19 protein-coding genes and 1 pseudogene are annotated in these 18756 nt (G+C 67.4%); 5 read left to right on the top strand and 15 right to left on the bottom strand.

Annotation, left to right across the window (positions count from 1 at the left end; all coding sequences use genetic code 11):
• Positions 1–44 precede the first annotated feature (44 nt).
• Positions 45–1298, top strand: a complete 1254-nt coding sequence (locus tag N5C88_RS07675; RefSeq protein WP_059379952.1) for an Hsp70 family protein — start codon at positions 45–47, stop codon at positions 1296–1298.
• A 5-nt stretch (positions 1299–1303) separates the two neighbouring features.
• Here N5C88_RS07675 and N5C88_RS07670 read toward each other — a convergent pair whose 3' ends face one another.
• Positions 1304–2224, bottom strand: a complete 921-nt coding sequence (locus tag N5C88_RS07670; RefSeq protein WP_118935240.1) for a LysR family transcriptional regulator — start codon at positions 2222–2224, stop codon at positions 1304–1306.
• Between the two features lie 200 nt (positions 2225–2424).
• On the opposite strand from N5C88_RS07670, the gene N5C88_RS07665 reads away from it, so the two are divergent.
• From N5C88_RS07665 to N5C88_RS07655, 3 genes are all read left to right on the top strand, one after another.
• Complete coding sequence (locus N5C88_RS07665) at positions 2425–3444, top strand: NAD(P)-dependent alcohol dehydrogenase (protein ID WP_280015071.1); 1020 nt, start codon at positions 2425–2427, stop codon at positions 3442–3444.
• A 93-nt stretch (positions 3445–3537) separates the two neighbouring features.
• Positions 3538–4125, top strand: coding sequence for an NUDIX hydrolase (locus N5C88_RS07660; protein WP_059379951.1), 588 nt, complete (start codon positions 3538–3540; stop codon positions 4123–4125).
• A 24-nt stretch (positions 4126–4149) separates the two neighbouring features.
• Positions 4150–4485, top strand: coding sequence for a 2Fe-2S iron-sulfur cluster-binding protein (locus tag N5C88_RS07655; RefSeq protein ID WP_059379950.1), 336 nt, complete (start codon positions 4150–4152; stop codon positions 4483–4485).
• Here the strand turns inward: N5C88_RS07655 and N5C88_RS07650 are convergent.
• From N5C88_RS07650 to N5C88_RS07615, 8 genes and pseudogenes are all read right to left on the bottom strand, one after another.
• Positions 4466–4951, bottom strand: coding sequence for a hypothetical protein (locus tag N5C88_RS07650; protein WP_251881739.1), 486 nt, complete (start codon positions 4949–4951; stop codon positions 4466–4468). The two genes, N5C88_RS07655 and N5C88_RS07650, sit on opposite strands and share 20 nt — an antisense overlap.
• The gene (locus N5C88_RS07645; protein WP_280015070.1) at positions 4902–5603 is read right to left on the bottom strand and encodes a DUF899 domain-containing protein; all 702 of its coding nucleotides are present in this window, start codon (positions 5601–5603) and stop codon (positions 4902–4904) included. Before N5C88_RS07645 ends, N5C88_RS07650 begins: the two co-directional genes overlap by 50 nt.
• A gap of 54 nt (positions 5604–5657) precedes the next feature.
• The gene (locus N5C88_RS07640) at positions 5658–6122 is read right to left on the bottom strand and encodes an SRPBCC domain-containing protein (protein ID WP_118934291.1); all 465 of its coding nucleotides are present in this window, start codon (positions 6120–6122) and stop codon (positions 5658–5660) included.
• The gene (locus N5C88_RS07635) at positions 6008–6460 is read right to left on the bottom strand and encodes a metalloregulator ArsR/SmtB family transcription factor (RefSeq protein WP_280015069.1); all 453 of its coding nucleotides are present in this window, start codon (positions 6458–6460) and stop codon (positions 6008–6010) included. The genes N5C88_RS07640 and N5C88_RS07635 overlap by 115 nt, the downstream gene beginning before the upstream one ends.
• 61 nt (positions 6461–6521) lie before the next feature.
• Complete coding sequence (locus tag N5C88_RS07630) at positions 6522–7826, bottom strand: MFS transporter (RefSeq protein ID WP_059379946.1); 1305 nt, start codon at positions 7824–7826, stop codon at positions 6522–6524.
• Positions 7827–7988: 162 nt separating this feature from the next.
• Positions 7989–9108 (bottom strand): annotated as a pseudogene (locus N5C88_RS07625) (hypothetical protein).
• 62 nt (positions 9109–9170) lie between these two features.
• A complete protein-coding gene (locus N5C88_RS07620) occupies positions 9171–9899 on the bottom strand; it encodes a helix-turn-helix domain-containing protein (protein ID WP_013394848.1) in 729 nt (242 codons plus the stop codon).
• Positions 9900–9996: 97 nt separating this feature from the next.
• Positions 9997–10431, bottom strand: coding sequence for a gamma-glutamylcyclotransferase family protein (locus tag N5C88_RS07615; RefSeq protein WP_059379945.1), 435 nt, complete (start codon positions 10429–10431; stop codon positions 9997–9999).
• Between the two features lie 137 nt (positions 10432–10568).
• On the opposite strand from N5C88_RS07615, the gene clpB reads away from it, so the two are divergent.
• Positions 10569–13175 carry an ATP-dependent chaperone ClpB gene (clpB, locus tag N5C88_RS07610; protein ID WP_054452508.1) on the top strand — a complete coding sequence of 869 codons (2607 nt, stop codon included), beginning with the start codon at positions 10569–10571 and terminating at the stop codon, positions 13173–13175.
• A gap of 93 nt (positions 13176–13268) precedes the next feature.
• Here clpB and N5C88_RS07605 read toward each other — a convergent pair whose 3' ends face one another.
• From N5C88_RS07605 to N5C88_RS07580, 6 genes are all read right to left on the bottom strand, one after another.
• Entirely contained in the window at positions 13269–13697 is a 429-nt protein-coding gene (locus tag N5C88_RS07605) for a DUF1641 domain-containing protein (protein ID WP_280015068.1), read from the bottom strand.
• Positions 13694–14884, bottom strand: a complete 1191-nt coding sequence (locus N5C88_RS07600) for an FAD/NAD(P)-binding oxidoreductase (RefSeq protein ID WP_118934294.1) — start codon at positions 14882–14884, stop codon at positions 13694–13696. Before N5C88_RS07600 ends, N5C88_RS07605 begins: the two co-directional genes overlap by 4 nt.
• 125 nt (positions 14885–15009) lie before the next feature.
• The gene (locus N5C88_RS07595; protein WP_118934296.1) at positions 15010–15372 is read right to left on the bottom strand and encodes a Rieske 2Fe-2S domain-containing protein; all 363 of its coding nucleotides are present in this window, start codon (positions 15370–15372) and stop codon (positions 15010–15012) included.
• On the bottom strand, positions 15347–16219 hold the full coding sequence (locus tag N5C88_RS07590) for an intradiol ring-cleavage dioxygenase (RefSeq protein WP_280015067.1): 873 nt from the start codon (positions 16217–16219) through the stop codon (positions 15347–15349). Before N5C88_RS07590 ends, N5C88_RS07595 begins: the two co-directional genes overlap by 26 nt.
• 9 nt (positions 16220–16228) lie before the next feature.
• Positions 16229–17689, bottom strand: coding sequence for an aldehyde dehydrogenase family protein (locus tag N5C88_RS07585; protein WP_280015066.1), 1461 nt, complete (start codon positions 17687–17689; stop codon positions 16229–16231).
• Positions 17690–17722: 33 nt separating this feature from the next.
• Positions 17723–18742 (bottom strand): hydroxyquinol 1,2-dioxygenase, encoded by a 1020-nt coding sequence (locus N5C88_RS07580; RefSeq protein ID WP_280015065.1) that lies wholly within the window; start codon positions 18740–18742, stop codon positions 17723–17725.
• Positions 18743–18756 lie beyond the last annotated feature (14 nt).

Raw genomic sequence — 18756 nt, 5'->3', positions numbered from 1 at the left:
GGCTACACTTGTGCGCCGTTTTGCTTTCAGCACCAGAATTCCCCATGATTTCCACCGCATGCGGCGTCGACTTCGGCACGTCCAATTCCACCGTCGGCTGGAGCCGCCCCGATCAGCGCGCGCTCCTCGCCCTGGAAGACGGCAAGACCACCTTGCCCTCTGCCATTTTCTTCCATGACGAAGACGCCGAAGTCAGCTATGGCCGCGCCGCCATCTCCGACTATCTCGCGGGCTACGACGGGCGCCTGATGCGCTCGATGAAGAGCCTGCTGGGCAGCTCGCTGATTGACGGTTCGACGGAAGTGCAGGGCCGTTCGATTCCGTTCCGCGTCCTGCTCACGCGCTTCATCGCCGAACTCAAGCGCCGCGCCGAAACGGCGGCGGGGCGCGGCTTCACGCGCGCGGTGCTGGGCCGGCCGGTGTTCTTCGTGGACGACAATCCGGCCGCCGACCAGACCGCCCAGGACACGCTGGGCGAGATCGCGCGCAGCGTCGGCTTCACCGATATCGAATTCCAGTTCGAGCCGCTGGCCGCCGCATTCGACTACGAATCGCAGATCGACCGCGAAGAGCTGGTGCTGGTCATCGACATCGGCGGCGGTACCTCCGACTTTTCGCTGATCCGCCTGGGGCCCGGCCGCGCCAACAAGGCCGACCGCCGCGAGGACATCCTGGCCTACGGCGGCGTGCACATCGGCGGGGTGGACTTCGACAAGCAGCTCAGCCTGGCGCACGTGATGCCCATGCTGGGGCTGGGCAGCCAGCTGCGCAGCGGCAAGGACGTGCCGTCCACGCAATACGGCAACCTGGCCTGCTGGCACACCATCAACCAGGCCTATACCCGCAAGGCCGCCGAACACTTCGCCTACATCCGCGCCGAGGCCGGCGACCGCGAGAAGATCGATCTGCTGCTGAACCTGGTCAAACAGCGCGCCGGCCACTGGGTGGCGGTGCAGGTCGAAGAGGCCAAGATCGCGCTGTCGGAGACGCCCGCCGCGCGCATCGACCTGTCGCGCATTGCGCCGGAGCTGGGCGTGGACGTGACGCGCCCCTCGTTCGATGCCTGCGTGGGCCGCCTGATCGAAAAGGTCGAGACCACGGTGGGCGCGCTGTTGCGCGACGCCGGCGTATCGACCGCGGATGTGGACACGGTGTTCTTCACCGGCGGTTCCAGCCGCGTGCCGCGTCTGCGCGAATCCGTCTCGGCCCTGGTGCCGGGCGCGCGCAGCGTCGAAGGCGATCTGTTCGGCAGCATCGGCGCCGGCCTGGCGCTGGACGCCCGCCGCAAGTTCGGCTGAGCCGCTCAGGCGGCCAGCATCGAGGGTACGCGAGCCGCCAGCGCGTCGATGGCGGCGCGCGTCTTGGACGGCAGATAGCGCGCTTGCGGCCAGACGGCGTGCACCTCTTGCGCGGCCAGGCGATCGCCGTGCATCAGCACGTCCAGTTCGCCGGTGCGCACATAGTGCGTCAGCATCCAGCAGGGCAGCCAGGCGAGTCCTGCGCCAGCGATGGCGGCATCCGCAATGGCTTGCAGGTCGTCCACGCGCAGGCTGGGGCGCGGGCGCAGCTCCAGCTCCTGGCCGTCCGGCCCATTCAGCGCCCAGGCCTTGTCCACGCCGTTGCGCGTGTAGACGATGGCGGCATGCTGCCGCAGCTCGTCCACGGTGGTTGGACGGCCATGCGCCTGGATGTAGGCGGGCGCGGCCCCTATGCCCATGGTCTGCATGCCCAGCCTGCGCGCGGCCAGGCTGGCGCTATCGGGCAGTTCGCCCACGCGGATGCCCAGATCGTAGCCTTCCTCGATCAGATCGACGACTCTGTCGTTGAATGAAATCTCGACCTGCAGCTGCGGATGCGCAAGCGCCAGTTCGCGCAGCACGGGTGCGACGCAATGCCGGCCGAACACCAGCGGCGCGCTGACCCGCAGACGCCCCTGGGGCTCGCGGCGGCCGCTGTCCAGCTCGGCCTCGGCGGTTTGCAGTTCGGCCAGCGCGCGCACGCAACGGTCGTAGTAGGCCTGGCCATCATCGGTCAGGCTTTGCTGGCGGGTGGTGCGGTGGAACAGCCTGGCGCCCAGCCGCGCCTCCAGCCGCGCGATGGACTTGCCCACCGCGGAGCGCGTGAGGTTCAGGCGTTCCGCCGCCAGCGCGAAGCTGCCGGCTTCCACGGCCTGCACGAAGACTTCGATGCCGCTCAGGCGGTCATACGTGATCGCGGTCGCCATCATGGACTCCCTGTTTGTTATTGGTTCCTATGGCGATCCGATGAAATGAAAAATATTCGCCACTAGGGAAATTGATTCCCATATATCTTATCGGTACTTGGCCGCCACGGGTAGCCGTCTCAAGGCAAGAAAGCCCCGAGGGGCTGCAAGCCGAAGGCGCAGCGGGGCGGCCATTCTTGAATCGATACAGGAGAAACAACATGCAGGCATACACCGTCACCAGCGGCAAGGACATCGCTTCGCTGGAGCGCGTTACGCGCCAGCCGCGCAGCCTGGGTCCCTTGGAGCTGCGCGTGCGCATCAAGGCCGTGTCGCTGAACTATCGCGACCTGATGGTGGCGCGCGGCAATTATCTGAAGGCTGCGGGCGAGCCGGTCATTCCCGCCTCGGATGCTGCCGGCGAGGTGATCGAGGTAGGGACGGGCGTGACCCGCTTCAAGGTCGGCGACCGCGTCATGGGCGCGTTCATGCCGGATTGGATCGACGGCGAGCCCACTCCCGCCACGGTGGCGCTGGCGCCCGGCGCCGCCACCGACGGCCTGCTGTCCACCGAGAGCATTTTTGCCGAGCATGCCCTGGTCGCCACCCCGGCCTCCTTGAGCGACGAGCAGGCCTCGACCCTGCCTTGCGCCGCCGTCACGGCATGGAACGCGCTGTTCGTCGCCGGACGCGCCAAGGCGGGCCAGACGGCGCTGTTCCTGGGCACCGGGGGCGTTTCCATCTGGGGCCTGCAACTGGCCAAGGCGGCCGGCATGCGCGCCATCATCACCTCGTCCAGCGCCGACAAGCTGGCCCGCGCGCGCGAACTGGGTGCGGACCTGACGATCAACTACCGCGAAACGCCGCAATGGCAGGACGAAGTGCTGCGCCTGACCGGCGGCGAGGGCGCGCACGTGGTGGTGGAAGTGGGCGGCGAAGGCACGCTCGAACGTTCCGTGGCGGCTGCGCGCATGGGCGGCACCATTGCGGTCATCGGCGGCGTCAGCGGCTTCGCAGCCGTGCCGGTTGCGCCCCTGGCCCTGATCGCGGGCGTCAAGCGGCTGGAAGGCATCTTCGTCGGCAGCCGCAAGATGCTCGAGGACGTGGCGCGTTTCGTCGACGTGTCGCGCATCGCGCCCGTCATCGACCGCGTCTACCCCTTTGCCGAAGCACGCGAGGCGTTCGAGCACCTGGCGTCGGGCCGGCACTTCGGGAAGCTCGTCATCCGGGTCGCGGAGTAGGCGTCATCGGGGGAGGCGGGCGGCGATGGTAAGCTCGGGCTGCCCGCGCGGACTGGCCATCATCCGTGCGTCCCTTGAGGTATCCGACCCGCCATGACCCGCAAGCCCGACTCCCATCTCGAAGAAAAACTCGTCGCCAGCGAGGCGCCATACAACGGCGCCTTCCTGAAGATCCGCCGCGACACGGTCAGCCTGCCCAACGGCAACACGGCCACGCGCGAGTACGTGGTGCATCCGGGCGCGGTGGTGGTGATCCCCCTGCTGGACGATGGCCGGGTCCTGCTGGAGCGGCAGTTCCGCTATCCCATCGGACGCGTGATGACCGAGTTCCCGGCCGGAAAGCTGGATCCGGGCGAGGATCCGCTGGCCTGCGGCAAGCGCGAGCTGCTGGAGGAAACCGGCTATGCCGCGGATCAGTGGGCGCATGCGGGGGCGCTGCACCTGGCCATCGCCTATTCCACCGAGATCATCCACATCTACTTCGCCCGCGGCCTGCGCGCCGGGCCGCGCCAACTGGACCAGGACGAATTCCTGGATGTGATCAGCGCGGACCCCGCCGAACTGATCGCCGCCTGCGCCAAGGGCGAGGTCACCGACGCCAAGACGCTGACCTGCGTGCTGTGGATGCAGAACGTGCTGTCCGGCGCCTGGCAGCTGGACTGGCAGGACAACGCGGGCTGAGGCCCGCGCGGGATCTGTCCAGCCATGTCCGCTTTTCCCGTTCTGGTGCTGCCAGCCGGCCTGCGCTTCGACGCGCCGGCCGATACCTCCGTGTTGCTGGCGGCGCAGGCGGCCGGCATCAAGCTGCCCAGCTCGTGCCGCAATGGCACTTGCCGCGCCTGCATGTGCCTGTTGCTGGAAGGCGAAATCTCGTACCGCATCGAGTGGCCGGGGCTGTCGCGCGACGAAAAGGAAGAGGGCTGGATCCTGCCCTGCGTGGCGCGGGCGGAATCGGCCCTGGAAATCCAGGCGCCGCTGGCCGCGCCGATCGAGGCCGCGCCTCAGGCACAGCCGCGCCCGCTCACCGGGGCGCGGCGCTAGCGCCTGCAATCAGCGCCGCGGCGGCCGTGGCGAGGCCCATTCCCAGCGCCATGCCGGCAGCCATGCCGCCGAACGGCGCGGCGCCCGCGGCCAGCGCCGCCGCCATGCCCCATTGAGCCCCCGCCAGCATGCCCAGTCCCATCGCCAGCGCGCAGGCCAGCCGCGCGGCCATGCGGGGCGCGCCCGGCAGCGGCAATAGCGCGGCAATCAGCATGGCTGCGCTGCTGGCGGGCATCAGGGCCGCATGGCGCCACGCTTGTTCCAGCAGCCCGCCGGACGCTCCGCACAGGCTGGCCAGCAGCGCCGCCGGCGTGCGCAGCGTGTCCGCCCACAACCCCGCGGCCATGGCCGCGGTGCAGGCCAGCCACAGGAAGGCCGCGTCGGAGGCCATGCTGACGGCGCGGCCCGGCTTGCGCCTAGCCGCAGGCGTGGCAGGCGTGCGCCCGGGCGTCGTCGTAGCGGTCATGGTGGCGTACCCAGTCGCCCAGGTTGAAGTGCGGGCCATTCTCGTTGCGGCCCAGGGGCGCCAATTCCAGGTAGTTGTAGGCTCCGGCCAGCCTTTCCACGCCGCGCGAGAAGCTTGAATAGGTGTGGAAGATCTCGCCGTCCGGGTCGCGGAAGAACGCGCTGGCGCCGGAGTTTTCCTCCATGCTGCCGTCGGCCTTGGGTACGGAAGCCCGCAGGTCGAAATTGAAGTCGCTGCCTTCGGACGAGTACCAGGGAAACTGCCAGCCCATGCGTCGCTTGAATGCCTCCAGCTTGGCGTAGGGGGCTCGCGACACGGCGACCACCGTCACGTCATGCTGGCGCAGGTGCATGATCGCGCTGTCCATGTGGTCGGCCAGGAACGAGCAGCCCACGCAGCCTTCCTCCCAGTCCGGGCCGAACATGAAGTGGTAGACGATAAGCTGGCTCCTGCCCTGGAACAGTCCGGCCAGATCCACGGAGCCGGCGGCGCCCTGGAAGCGGTAGGGCTTGTCCACCTTGACCCAGGGCAGGGCCATGCGCTCGCGGGCCAGGGCGTCCTGGGCCCGCGTCAGTTCTTTTTCGCGCCGCAACAGCGCCTCGCGCGCGATGTCCCATTGCGCACGGGATACGACGGGGTGATCGGTCTGCATCGTGTGTCTCCTTGGATCGGGCCGGCAGGCCCGGATAGGGCGAACGGCAGGGATTCAGGCCGGCTTCGCCAGATGGGCCGCCAGCCGCTCCAGCGCGCCCAGCCAGCCATGCTGGTGGCTGTCGCGGGTGGCCTGGTCGACGAACGGGGTTTGCAGGAAGGCGAGCTCCGTGCCGCCGTCCGCGGGGCTGAACTCAAGCGTGATCAGCGAGATTTCCGCGGGCGTGTCGCGCCAGGCCCAGGTGAACACCAGCCGGCGCTGCGGCTCGACTTCGCGGTAGTGGCCGCTGGCGTGGTGCTCCAGCCCGTCCTCGGTGGCGAAGCCCACCTGGTAGGCCCCGCCCACGCGCACGTCGGTTTCCGCCCGCAGCACCTTGCGGGTTTCGGCGGGACCGAACCAGCGCATCAGCGCTTGCGGGTCCGTCCAGGCGCGCCAGACGCGTTCGATGGGGGCGTCGAAGCGGCGTTTGAGCCGGAGTTCGATGGGAGCTGCTTCGTGTCGGGTGCTTCGTTTTTCCATGGGTGGACCTCTTCCTCGTGGTACAGGTACCGCGCCAGCGAATCCAACTGCCCGTTCCAAAACTTCTCGTAGCGGGCCAGCCAGTCGGATGCCACCCGCATGGGTTCGGGCGATAGCGTGCAGTTCACGACCCGGCCGTCCTTGGCGCGGGCGATCAGGCCGGCGTCTTCCAGCACACGCAGATGCTTCATGAAAGCGGGCAGGGACATGGCGTGCGGCCGGGCCAGCTCGCTGACCGAGGCCGCGCCTTGTTCCAGGTCGGCCAGCACCCGGCGCCGCGTGCCGTCGGCCAGCGCCGAAAAGATGCTGTCCAGCGTATCGTCTTTAAACTTAACCATAGGGTTAAGTATTAAGCCGAAGCCGCCGGACTGTCAAGCAACAAAGTTGGCGCGAAAGGAATCAGGCGTGCTGGTGCATGGCCGACTGGTGCTTGGTGTCGCGCATGGTGGCGTACACCAGCAGCGACAGGAAGATGATGCCGGCGAGGTAGTAGTAGAACCACTCCTCATGCCCCTGCTGTTTGAAGAACAGGGCGATGGCCGGCGCCGTGCCGCCGAAGATCGACACCGTTACGGCGTAGGGCACGGCCACGCCGGTGGCGCGGATGTTGGTGGGGAAGAGCTCCGCCTTCACTACCGCGTTGATGGAGGTATAGCCGGCCGTGAACACCCAGGCGCCGCAGATCAGCAGGAAGGCCATGAAGGGCGAACGCGTATGCGACAGCGTCATCAGGATGGGCACCGTGAGCGCCGCGCCTGCCACGCCGAAGAACACCAGCAACGGCTTGCGCCCGATCTTGTCGGACAGCGCGCCATAGACCGGCTGCAGGATCAGCGCGAAGATCAGCGACCCGGCGATGATGTAGGTCGTGACGATGTCGGAGAAGCCCGAGGTCTGCCGCACGAAGGTCTGCATGTAGGTGGTGAAGGTATAGAACGCCGCCGTGCCGCCCGCGGTCAGGCCCACCACGATCGCGACTTCGCGCGGATACTTCAGCAGGCCGCGCAGCGAACTGGTCTGCGGCTTGGGCGCCTTCTGGGCTTCCTTGTAGGAGTCCGTCTCGGGCATGTCGCGCCGCATCAGGGCAGTGATGATGGCCAGCATGGCGCCGATCACGAAGGGGATGCGCCAGCCCCATGCCACCAGCTGCTCGTGGGTCAGGAACACGTTCTGCAACAGCAGCAGCACCAGGATGGCGCAGAGCTGGCCGCCGATCAGCGTGACGTACTGGAAGCTGGAATAGAAGCCGCGATGCTCGGGGTCCGCGATCTCGGTCAGGTAGGTGGCGCTGGCGCCATACTCGCCGCCCAGGCTCAGGCCTTCGACCACGCGCGCCAGGGCCAGCAGCGCGGGCGCGGCCAGGCCGATGGTGGCGTAGGTGGGCGTGACCGCGATGATCAGCGAGCCCACGCACATCATCCCCACCGACACCATCAGCGACAGGCGCCGTCCATGGCGGTCGGCCAGATGGCCGAACAGCCAGCCGCCCAGCGGGCGCACGATGAAGCCGGCCGCGAACAGCGTGGCCGCGTTCAGTTGCTGGACCACCGGGTCGTGCGACGGGAAGAAGGCGGGGGCGAAGTACAGCGCGAAAGCGGTATAGGCGTAGAAGTCATACCACTCCACCAGATTGCCCATGGAGCCGATGAAAATCGCCTTGATGCGGCGCTTGGCGTCGGGGATGTCGAGATGCGCTTGTGTCATATCCATCCTTCGGGTGCGTTTGTCGGGGGACGCCGGACACGCGATCGCGGGCGGGCCGCGAATGGAACATGCATTGCGTTATGTTGCGCCTGTGCGCGCGGAAATGCACGCGTATCAATAGCGCTTCTTGTTCAGCTTTTTGTCAGGCCGGGCCGCGCCGGCTCACTTGCCGCGCGGCTTGATGACTTCGCAAGGCGCGGCGCCGTCGGCCGCCTTGGCCTCGTCGCCCAGCAGCGCCTGCGCGCCGCAGACCGAACCGAACATGCCCTTGCTGTTGTGGCCGATGCCGGCCACTTCGAAGGCGCGCCGGTGCAGCGCCACGGGTTTGGCGCCGCGGGCGGCCAGCACGTTTTCGTATTGCGCGTAGCCCGTGCCGCGGGCCAGCCGGGTCGCGCCCTGGGCTTCCGCGCCGCAGGTCTTGTCCAGCAGGCGGTCTTCGGGATTGTTGTCGGCGCCGCCCAGCAGATAGGTGACGTCGCGCGCCGCGTAGCGCACGAAGAGCTTGGATTCGTCGGTCTCGCGCGAGTACGCGGGCAGCTTGTCCGGGCCGTACTTGTACTGGTTGTAGGTGGGGCAGATGCCGCGCTCGTAGGGCGCGTAGCCCTTGCCGTCGGCGCGCGGGCGCTCGTTGCTCAGGTACAGGTAGGACGAGGGATTGGCGACCACGTAGCGCAGCGCCAGCCCGTCGCGCCGCAGCGTGCCGTCGATATTGTTCAGCACCGCGTAGCGCTGCACCAATTGCCCGCCGGCCGAGTGGCCAGCCAGCACGATGCCGGCCAGCGAGGCCAGGCGCTTGCGGTCATCCAGGCTGCGCAGCAGGTCGTCGAGCACCTGGAACGAGCTGCGCGGCCTGCACGCTGTCTTCCCCTTCTTCCCAGCTGGCCTTGCGCCAGGCCGCCATGCCGCCGAAACCCGAATCGATCGAACCCGAGAAGCGTGGCGCCAGGATCAGGGTGTCGCGCGCCCGTTCCGGGTTGTGCGCCAGCAGCGCGGCGACCGATTCGTAATAGCGGTCGGCATCGCGCTTGACGCCGTGGATCACGACCACGACCTGCTTGATGTTGCGCAGGTCGTCCTTGGCCAGGTCGCGGTTGGCGTAGACCGGCATCTTGTAGCGGTGGCCGGGCTTGCCCAGTTCCACGGACTGCCAGCGCAAGGGCGCCGCGCGCTTGGGCGCGGGTGCGGTCTCGCTGTAGTCGTAAGGGTCGGGCAGGGGCGTCTGGGCGCGCGCGGCCAGCGGCGCGAGCGCCGCCAGGGCGAATAACGCAGCCAGGCCGCACATGCGGTCCGGCCGCGCTTGAAGCAAGGGGAGGATGAGGGCGCGGCGCATGGCGCGGCGGAGATTCAGCAGCTCTCTTGGCCCAGCAACTGCTTGAGCGCGGGCAGGTCCAGGATGCGGACCTCGCGCTGGTTGATCTTGATGAGGCCGTCGCGAGCAAAGCGCGAGAACAGCCGGCTGACCGTTTCCAGGGTCAGGCCGAGATAGTTGCCGATTTCCTCGCGGCTCATGCGCAGCACGAATTCGGTGGAGGAATAGCCCAGCGATGCGTAGCGCTGCGACAGGTTCAGCAGGAACGCGGCCAGGCGCTGCTCGGAGCGCATGGAGCCCAGCGATGCCAGCATCTGGTGCGAGCGGTTGATTTCGCGGCTCATCAGGCGGCGGAATTGCTGCTGCAGCGAGGGCAGGTGGGCCGCGACCCGGTCGATATCGGCCAGGCGGATGACGCAGACCTCGGAATCTTCCAGCGCCACGGCGGTCGAGACGTGCTTGCCGTCCAGCATGCCGTCCATGCCGACGATTTCGCCGGGCAGATGAAAGCCGGTGACCTGGATCTGGCCGGTCGCGTCTTCCAACTGCGTCTTGAGGCTGCCGAAGCGCACGCTGTAGACCGCGTCGAGCGGGTGGTTCAACGAATAGAGCGGCTTGCCTTTTTCAAGGCGCACGCGTTCCCTGACCAGTTCGTCCAGCTTTTCCACTTCGGCGGCTGCCATGCCCACGGGCACGCACACATGCCCCAGCATGCATGTGGAGCAATGGGCGGCATCAGGGGCAACGGGGACCCGTTTTTGCATACGATGACCTCTATAGTGCCCATTGCGCGGACGGTTGCCGGAATGGGTATAAAGCTTAAGACAAGCTGTATTGTAGTCCGTTGTTACTACGGGCGTCTTACGGGTCGTCCGAGAGAGGGCGGGCAAGGCGGTACGCGACCCAGTCGTCGGAGGCAATATCGACCGCCGCGCCGCGCAGGGCGGGGTCTATCGGGTAGTACTGGCAGCGCAGTTCCGACGCTTGCGCGGGCGGTTCCAGGCGCGCCACGACCTCGCGCCGCACGAAGCAGCAGGGCTTGCCGGGCTCGTACTCTTCGATTTCGTCCATCAGCGCCACCAGGGCCGGTTCCACCTGGAAAACATCGCCGCGCACGCGCCGGCCGTCGTCCGCCGGGATCAGGCCGGGCCAGTCGCCGAAATCCACCAGCCGGCCCGGCACGCTGGCCGGACCGACATGGCGGGCCGCGGGCAGGCCGCGTCGGGCGGCGGCTTGAGCCAGATCATTGATTTCGCCCGCGCGTAGGGTGCCGTAGACAAAAACGTATATGCTCATAAGTCAGGTTGTTGCTGCACGTCGAAAAAACCATGGCGCGGGCAGGGTGTTGAAATTCTCGCATCCGGCCGCATATTCAGGATATCGAGCCAGCCGGCACGTATCGGTCAGGCTCCCCAACAAGCCAAACGACCATTATGCGATTCGACAAACTGACTACCAAGTTCCAGCAAGCCCTGGCCGACGCTCAAAGTCTGGCCGCCCGCAACGACCATCCCTACATCGAGCCCATCCACGTGCTCTCCGCCTTGCTGTCGGATTCCGACAGCGGCGCGGGCAGCCTGCTGGCGCGCGCCGGCGTGGCCGTCAACCGGGTGCAGTCGGCCATCGACAGCGCCCTGAAGTCCCTGCCGCAGGTGCAGGGCGACGACAACGTCCAGGTCGGCCGCGATCTGCAGGCGGTGCTGACCCGCACCGACAAGGAAGCCGCGCGCCGTGGCGACACCTATATTGCCAGTGAATTGTTCCTGCTGGCGCTGGCGGACGACAAGGGCGACGCCGGCCGCATCCTGCGCGACGCGGGCCTGCAGAAAAAGGCCCTGGAGGCCGCGATCGACGCCGTGCGCGGCGGCGAGAACGTCTCCGGCGCGGAAGGCGAATCCAACCGCGAAGCCCTGTCCAAGTACACCATGGACCTGACCGAGCGCGCCCGCCAGGGCAAGCTCGACCCGGTGATCGGCCGCGACGACGAAATCCGCCGCACCATCCAGATCCTGCAGCGCCGCACCAAGAACAACCCCGTGCTGATCGGCGAACCCGGCGTCGGCAAGACCGCCATCGTCGAAGGCCTGGCGCAGCGCATCGTCAACGACGAAGTGCCCGAAACCCTGCGCGGCAAGCGCGTGCTGTCGCTGGACCTGGCCGCGCTGCTGGCCGGCGCCAAGTTCCGCGGCGAATTCGAAGAACGCCTGAAGGCCGTGCTGAAGGAGCTGTCGCTGGACGACGGCAGCAACATCGTCTTCATCGACGAACTCCACACCATGGTGGGCGCGGGCAAGGCCGAAGGCGCGATGGACGCGGGCAACATGCTCAAGCCCGCGCTGGCGCGCGGCGAGCTGCACTGCATCGGCGCCACCACGCTGGACGAATATCGCAAGTACATCGAGAAGGACGCGGCGCTGGAGCGGCGCTTCCAGAAGGTGCTGGTCGACGAGCCCGACGTGGAATCCACCATCGCCATCCTGCGCGGTCTGCAGGAACGCTATGAAATCCACCACGGCGTCGAGATCACCGACCCGGCCATCGTGGCCGCGGCCGAACTCTCGCACCGCTACATCACCGACCGCTTCCTGCCCGACAAGGCCATCGACCTGATCGACGAGGCCGGCGCGCGCATCCGCATGGAAATCGATTCCAAGCCGGAAGTGATGGACAAGCTCGACCGCCGCATCATCCAGCTCAAGATCGAACGCGAAGCCGTCAAGAAGGAATCCGACGACGCTTCCAAGCGCCGCCTGGGCGTGATCGAGGACGAACTCGAAAAGCTGCAACGCGAGTACAACGACTTCGAGGAAATCTGGAAGGCCGAGAAAGCCGCGGTGCAAGGCACGCAGGCCATCAAGGAAGAAATCGACAGCGTGCGCGCCGAAATGGCGGAACTGCAGCGCAAGGGCCAGTTCGACAAACTGGCCGAGCTGCAGTACGGCAAGCTGCCTGACCTGGAAGCGCGCCTGAAGGCGGCCGAAGTGGGCGCCGCGGAAGCGGCCGAGGAAGCCGAGGGCGGCGAAGGGCGTCCGCGCCTGTTGCGCACCCGCGTCGGCGCCGAGGAAATCGCCGAGGTCGTGTCGCGCGCCACCGGCATTCCGGTGTCCAAGATGATGCAGGGCGAACGCGAGAAGCTGCTGCACATGGAGGAATACCTGCACAAGCGCGTGGTGGGCCAGGACGAGGCCGTGCGCCTGGTGTCCGATGCCATCCGGCGTTCGCGCGCCGGGCTGGCGGACCCGTCGCGCCCCTATGGCTCCTTCCTGTTCCTGGGCCCCACGGGCGTGGGCAAGACCGAGCTGACGCGCGCGCTGGCCGAGTTCCTGTTCGATTCCGAAGAGCACATGATCCGCATCGACATGAGCGAATTCATGGAGAAGCATTCGGTGGCCCGCCTGATCGGCGCGCCGCCGGGATACGTGGGCTACGAAGAAGGCGGCTACCTGACCGAGGCCGTGCGCCGCAAGCCGTACAGCGTGGTGTTGCTGGATGAAGTCGAAAAGGCCCATCCGGACGTCTTCAACGTGCTGCTGCAGGTGCTGGACGACGGCCGCCTGACCGATGGCCAGGGCCGTACGGTGGACTTCCGCAACACGGTGATCGTGATGACGTCCAACCTGGGTTCGCACCATATCCAGAGCCTGGCCGGCAAGCCGTACGAAGTGGTCAAGGAAGTGGTGTGGGACGAGCTCAAGCAGACCCTGCGCCCCGAGTTCCTGAACCGCATCGACGAAGTCGTCGTGTTCCATGGCCTGGAAGCGCAGCACATCGAGTCCATCGCCCGCATCCAGCTGCGCCGCCTGGGCGAGCGCCTGGAAAAGCAGGAGATGCGTCTCGAAGTGAGCGAACCCGCGTTGGCGGAACTCGCCCGCTCCGGCTTCGATCCGGTGTTCGGCGCGCGCCCCTTGAAGCGCGCGATCCAGCAGCAGATCGAGAACCCGGTGGCGCGCCTGATCCTGGAAGGCCGCTTCGGCCCGCGCGACGTGGTGCCGGTGGACTGGCAGGACGGGCAGTTCGTCTTTACGCGGACCCTGCAGTAAACGGACCCGGCGCGGCGAGATCCAAGCCGCGCATGAAAACAACCCCCGGAAGCTGGACTGACATCCAGTTTCCGGGGGTTTTTACGTGGGCCTTCAGGTCGCGTCGGCGTAGTCCTTGCGCTGCGCCGCCATCTGCCGGCCCAGCGTTTGCAGCGCCCGCAGCACCACGGCCATGCCGCGGCGGGTGTCCTCATCACGCAGCAGGCCGATGAGGCCTGTCAGGCTCGGAGGGCGCGCCTCCTGCAATGTGCGCGCGTGGGCATCGCGCAGCGTGTTGGCGGCGGTCCAGGCCGCGCTGCTGGCCTGTTCCGACAGCAGCGCCAGCTTTTCCACCATGGACTGGTCCAGCAGGTCCACCAGGTCGGACGCCAGCGACAGCAGGTCGGCGATGTTGTCCAGCCGTCCCGCTTCGGCCAGCAGGCCCAGCCTGTCGGCCAGGGCGCGCGCGCCCGGGCCGCCGCCCAGGAACGGAGCGGCCGCGTCGGCGGCCTGCGTGGCGCTTGCTTCGTGCGGCGCGTTCATAGCATTCCCCTTGCGACGGCCCAGTACAGGCCGCGGTTGAACCCGTGGCGCAGCAGGCCGCCGAGCTTGGTGGGCGGCGTGGGCAGCACGTCATGGGTGTAGTCGTACCAGAGCGGCATGCCGGCGTTCAGCCCCATCTGGGCCACCGCCTGCACCCGGCCGTCATAGGCGCTGCACGGACGGCCCAGCCGTATCTCGCCGGCGATGTTGTTGGCGATGACTGGCGCCTGGTTATGGCAGGAGCCGCCCGCCTTGCTGACCGGCAGGTCGACGGTGTCGCCGATGACGTAGACGTTCTGCAGCCCGTAGACCTGCAGCGTCTCGTGGTCGGTCGGCAGCCAGCCTTCGTTGTTCTCGGCTTGCGACACGCCGGACTCCAGCACCACGTCCACCGCGCGGATCGGCGGCGTGGCCATGAGGATGTCGAAGGGTTGCTCGCCGCCTTCCTCCGAGTAGGCGATGCGCCGGTCGGGATCGACCCGCGACAAGGTGAAGCCGCGTTGAAACTGGATGCCCTTCTGCTCGAAGATGGCGGGCAGCACTTCGCAGGTCGGCCGTTGCAGGAACAGGCAGTTGCGCAGCAGCTGCGAGGTAGTCGGGTAGGTGTAGATGATCTCCACCTTGTCGCGCACGCCGCGCCGCCGCAGGTAGTCGTCCAGCATCAGCGTGGTTTCGATCGGCGCGATGCCGCACTGGTGCGGGACGTTGGGCGTCTTGGGGAAGGTGACGCTGATGAACACCCGCCCGCGCTCGATGCGCGACAGGCGGTCGGCCAGCTGCCTGGCGGGCGCGTACTGGTAGAAGTGGTCTCCGGCTTCCTTCAGGCCTTCGATGCGCTCGGGCGAGGGCACGCAGCCGGTGGCGATGACCAGGTAGTCATAGCCGTAACGCTTGCCGCTCTGCGTGGCGACTTCCTGGCGGTCGAAGTGGAACCGCGTGACCTTGTCGACGCGGAACTCGATTTCGGGGCGCAGCAGGGAACGTTCCGGCCGTTTCAATTCCTCTTGGAAGAAGAGGTTGAAGGCCACGTACATGAATGCCGGTTTGTAGTAGTGATCCGGCGTGTCCGAGAGCAGCGTGATGGAGACTTCACCGCGGCTGATTTCGGGGTAGAGCTTTCCGGCGAGCTGATTGGCGAGCATGGTGCCGCCTACGCCGCCGCCTACGACAACAATACGCTTGTTCATAAACCACCTCTTGTGGAGAGATCCTGAGGGCAAGTGCAGTGCGTCTGTGTGTGTAACAACTGTTGTCGGCGGCGTCAACCTTTCAATCAATATCCCATTGCCGCGTGGGCTTGGGGTCGGGCTGGTTACTGGCTCGAATCGGCCGCGTAGACGCGGCCCGCGTCCACGCGCAGCGGCTGCGGATCCAGCGCCGCGCCCTGGCAAGGGCCTTCGATGCAGAGCCCGTCCTCGAAGCGGAACAGGGCCGAGTGATGCGCGCACATCAGCACCTGAGCGTCATAGGTGAGGACGGCGCCATGTGCCGCGTCCAACGTGACCGAGAAGTGCGGACAGCGGTTCAAGTAAGCCCATACCGCCTGGCCGCGGCGCAGCAGGATCACCGGCCGCGCGCCGATTGCCGCCGTCAGGGATCCCCCATCCGGTATGTCCTCGATCCGGCACAGCGCCGCTCCGGCGGCTGCTTCAGGCGCGGGGCAGCACGAAGTCATAGCGTCCCTCGTGGAAGTCCGACTCGAAGCCATAGTGCTTGCCCATCGCCGAATCGGCGGCCTGCCGACTGTATTGCAGCACCAGCGACGGCTTCACGCCGAACACCGCGTCCGACGCGAGATAGGGATCGCCGGCATTGAACAGGTGGGTGACCAGCCGCTGGTGCCCCGGCGCGTCGATCATGAAATGCAGGTGCGCGGGCCGGAAGATGTGCCGGCCGGTCGCCGCCATCATGCGGCCGACCGGACCGTCGCCCGGGATCGGATAGGACACTGGCAGGATGCTGCGGATCGCGAAACTGCCGTCCTCGCCGCTGCGGTAGCGGCCGCGCAGATTGCCGTGCGGCTGGTTCAGGTCCTGGCCCGAGTACATGCCGTTGGCGGCCGTCTGCCACACGTCGAGAACCGCGCCGGCCAGCGGCCGGCCCTCGGTGTCGCGCACGGTCCCGTGCACCAGCGCGGGTTCGCCCGGCGTTTGCGCCATGTCCTCGCCCGCCGCGCGCTCGGGCATGCCGGCCATGTAGAAGGGGCCGAACACCGTGCTCTCGGTGGCCTGGCCCGGCTTGCGGTGGTTGATCGCGTCCACCAGCATCGACACGCCCAGCGTGTCGGACAGCAGGATGAACTCCTGCCGCACCGCGCCGTCACAGATCTGGCCGGTCTCGGTCAGGAACCGGATCGCCGCCATCCATTCGGCCTCGGTGGGCTCGACGTCGGCAACGAAGGCGTGCAGATGCCGCACCAGGGATTGCATCAGCTGGCGCAGCCTGGGATCCGGGGTTTGGGCAAAGGCGGCGGCGACCGTGTCGGTCAAGGCGGTTTCGGCGTTCGGCATGGCAGGGTTCATGGCGGCTCCTCAGCGCTTGTAGTGCGGCGGCACGGCGGCGTCCACATTGACCCACACGGACCTGGCCTCAGTGTAGTCATGCATGGCTTCGAAGCCCATTTCGCGTCCATAGCCGGACTGGCCCACGCCGCCGAACGGACTGCCGGGATTGACCCGCTTGTAGCAATTGATCCAGCACATGCCGGCATGGATGGCGCCCGCCAGCTTGTGGGCGCGCGCCAGGTCGCGCGTCCACAAGCCGCTGCCCAGGCCGTAGTCGGTGGCGTTGGCGATGGAGAGCGCCTCCTCGTCGCTGCCAAAGCGCAGCACCGTGACGAAGGGGCCGAAGACTTCTTCCTGCGCGACGCGGTCCTGCGGCCGGGCCTCGACGATGGTGGGCGCGACGTAGTAGCCGCGGGCCAGCTCGCCGCCGGGCGCCTTCCCGCCAGCCAGCAGGCGCGCGCCCTGTTCGGCGGCGATGCCCACGTAGGACAGGACCTTGTCGCGATGCTGCGCCGAGGTCAACGGCCCCATTTCGGTGTCGGGCGAACGCGGGTCGCCCAGCCGGATGGAGTTCGCCAGCGCCGTGAAGCGCTCCAGAAAGGCATCGGCGATCTTCTCATGCAGCATCAGGCGCGAGCCCGCGATGCAGGCCTGGCCCTGGTTGTGAAAGATGGCCCAGGCCGCGCCATTGACGGCGGCGTCGAGGTTGGCGTCATCGAATACGATGTTGGCGCCCTTGCCGCCGAGTTCCAGCTGTACGCGCTTGAGGTTGCCCTGGGACGCTTGCACGATGCGGCGGCCGGTGGCAGTCGACCCCGTGAAGGCGATCTTGCCCACGCCGGGATGCTCGGCCAGGCGTTGGCCAGCGGTGTGGCCGTAGCCGGGGACCATATTGACCACGCCTTCCGGAAAGCCCGCCTGGGCCATCAGTTCGGCGATGCGCAGGGTCGACAGCGGGGTGAGTTCGGACGGCTTGAGCACCACCGTATTGCCAGCGGCCAGCGCCGGGCCCAGCTTCCAGCTGGTGAACATCAGCGGGAAGTTCCACGGCACGATCTGCCCGACCACGCCGATGGGGGCGCGCTGCACGTAGTTGAGAAAGCCCGCTTCCACCGGGATGACGCTGCCCTGCAGCTTGTCGGCCATGCCGCCGAAGTAACGGAAGCAGCCGGCGGTGCGCGGCACGTCCAGGCCGCGCGTGTCGCGTATCGGATGGCCGGTGTCCAGCGTTTCCAGCTGCGCCAGTTCTTCCGCGTTGGCTTCGATCAGGTCGGCCAGCTTGAGCAGCAGGCGTCCGCGTTCGGCCGCCGCCATGCGCGACCAGGCGGGAAAGGCGCGTTGCGCGGCCGCTACGGCGCGGTCCACGTCTTCGGCTTCGGCGGCGGCGATGGCGGTGATGAGGGTCGCGTCGTGCGGGTTGATCACGTCGATGGTGCCGCCTGCGGCCGCGTCCACGAAGCGGCCGTCGATAAAGAGTTTGTTCTGCATGGCTCTGGATACGTGTTGAGTGGGAGGGGGGAGTCAGAACTCGACCGGGTAGGGCGCGAGTTCGCCGCTTTCGTAGCGCTGGGGCAGGTCGGGGGTGGCGTTCTCCCAGACCAGCAGCATCGAGCGCTTGGTCGAATAGCCCTGATGGCGGATGTCGGCGGGCATGGCGCAGATGTCGCCGGCGCGCATGGTGATGCGGGCGCGCGGCGCGCCGGTGTCCTTGTCGCCGATGTCCCAGACGATCTCGTCGGACAGTTGCAGAAACCATTCGACGCGGTCGTTGCCATGGAACACCGGCAGGATGAATTCCTCGGTGGTGGGGCAGAACAGGCTGGCGCCGCAGACGGAAGTGACGGAGGGATTCCAGGTGACGTCGGAGCGCGACAGGTACTTGAACAGGCTGAACGCATGCAGCGCGCCTTCGTAGCCGGGTTCGGCCCGGATCTGCGGCTCATCCTGGGTTACGTCGGCGAAGGCCCGGTTGACGGGCAGGTCGTCGCGCAGCGGCGAGTCTTCCGGCAGGCCTGGCATGCGGCGGGTGGCGATGCGCGACCGCTCGATGGCGGCGATGTTGTTGCCGTGCTTGCGGCCGAAGGCGGAGCCGGTTTCCTCGGGCGCGGCGAAGGGGTCGAAGCCTTCGTTGGTCCAGTCGTGCAGCATGGCCTTGAAGGTGGCCATGATGAGCGGCGTTTCGAAAGTCTCCGTGTAGTCCACGCCCGCGGCCTTCATGACGCCGTTGAACGAGCCGGCGTAGACGTCCACCTTGCCGTAGTGGTTGCGCGTGCCGAACACGTGGTCGAAGTTGACCCAGCCGTAGAAGAAGCCCCAGGCCACGTCGCGCATCAATGCGCGCAGGAACGCATCGGCCGCGATCGCGTGGGTGCGTGTCTGGCCCTTGGAAGGCCAGTGCACCTTGACGAAGTACTCGTCGCGGGTGAAGGTGAACGCGCCGAGATCGAAACGCTTGTAGCCGGTGGCGGCGTCGGCGGAGCTGGCCGCGACTTTGCCGGCGGCAAAGGAAGCGGCGGGAGCGGGGGTGTCCAGCATGGCCATATCGGTACTCCTGA

The organism is Achromobacter sp. GD03932 (assembly GCF_029839485.1).
Lineage (GTDB): Bacteria > Pseudomonadota > Gammaproteobacteria > Burkholderiales > Burkholderiaceae_B > Achromobacter > Achromobacter bronchisepticus_A.
Note: the sequence above shows the minus strand (reverse complement) of the source record. Positions and strands in the feature narration are given on the sequence as shown.

Coding starts and splice junctions, on each gene's coding strand:
- clpB (WP_054452508.1), top strand. CDS start 10,569: ATGCGATTCGACAAACTGACTACCAAGTTCCAGCAAGCCCTGGCCGAC.
- N5C88_RS07585 (WP_280015066.1), bottom strand. CDS start 17,689: ATGCAGAACAAACTCTTTATCGACGGCCGCTTCGTGGACGCGGCCGCA.
- N5C88_RS07650 (WP_251881739.1), bottom strand. CDS start 4,951: ATGACCGCTACGACGACGCCCGGGCGCACGCCTGCCACGCCTGCGGCT.
- N5C88_RS07605 (WP_280015068.1), bottom strand. CDS start 13,697: ATGAACGCGCCGCACGAAGCAAGCGCCACGCAGGCCGCCGACGCGGCC.
- N5C88_RS07640 (WP_118934291.1), bottom strand. CDS start 6,122: ATGGAAAAACGAAGCACCCGACACGAAGCAGCTCCCATCGAACTCCGG.
- N5C88_RS07630 (WP_059379946.1), bottom strand. CDS start 7,826: ATGACACAAGCGCATCTCGACATCCCCGACGCCAAGCGCCGCATCAAG.
- N5C88_RS07645 (WP_280015070.1), bottom strand. CDS start 5,603: ATGCAGACCGATCACCCCGTCGTATCCCGTGCGCAATGGGACATCGCG.
- N5C88_RS07620 (WP_013394848.1), bottom strand. CDS start 9,899: ATGCAAAAACGGGTCCCCGTTGCCCCTGATGCCGCCCATTGCTCCACA.
- N5C88_RS07660 (WP_059379951.1), top strand. CDS start 3,538: ATGACCCGCAAGCCCGACTCCCATCTCGAAGAAAAACTCGTCGCCAGC.
- N5C88_RS07670 (WP_118935240.1), bottom strand. CDS start 2,224: ATGGCGACCGCGATCACGTATGACCGCCTGAGCGGCATCGAAGTCTTC.
- N5C88_RS07615 (WP_059379945.1), bottom strand. CDS start 10,431: ATGAGCATATACGTTTTTGTCTACGGCACCCTACGCGCGGGCGAAATC.
- N5C88_RS07580 (WP_280015065.1), bottom strand. CDS start 18,742: ATGGCCATGCTGGACACCCCCGCTCCCGCCGCTTCCTTTGCCGCCGGC.
- N5C88_RS07675 (WP_059379952.1), top strand. CDS start 45: ATGATTTCCACCGCATGCGGCGTCGACTTCGGCACGTCCAATTCCACC.
- N5C88_RS07635 (WP_280015069.1), bottom strand. CDS start 6,460: ATGGTTAAGTTTAAAGACGATACGCTGGACAGCATCTTTTCGGCGCTG.
- N5C88_RS07590 (WP_280015067.1), bottom strand. CDS start 16,219: ATGAACCCTGCCATGCCGAACGCCGAAACCGCCTTGACCGACACGGTC.
- N5C88_RS07655 (WP_059379950.1), top strand. CDS start 4,150: ATGTCCGCTTTTCCCGTTCTGGTGCTGCCAGCCGGCCTGCGCTTCGAC.
- N5C88_RS07595 (WP_118934296.1), bottom strand. CDS start 15,372: ATGACTTCGTGCTGCCCCGCGCCTGAAGCAGCCGCCGGAGCGGCGCTG.
- N5C88_RS07665 (WP_280015071.1), top strand. CDS start 2,425: ATGCAGGCATACACCGTCACCAGCGGCAAGGACATCGCTTCGCTGGAG.
- N5C88_RS07600 (WP_118934294.1), bottom strand. CDS start 14,884: ATGAACAAGCGTATTGTTGTCGTAGGCGGCGGCGTAGGCGGCACCATG.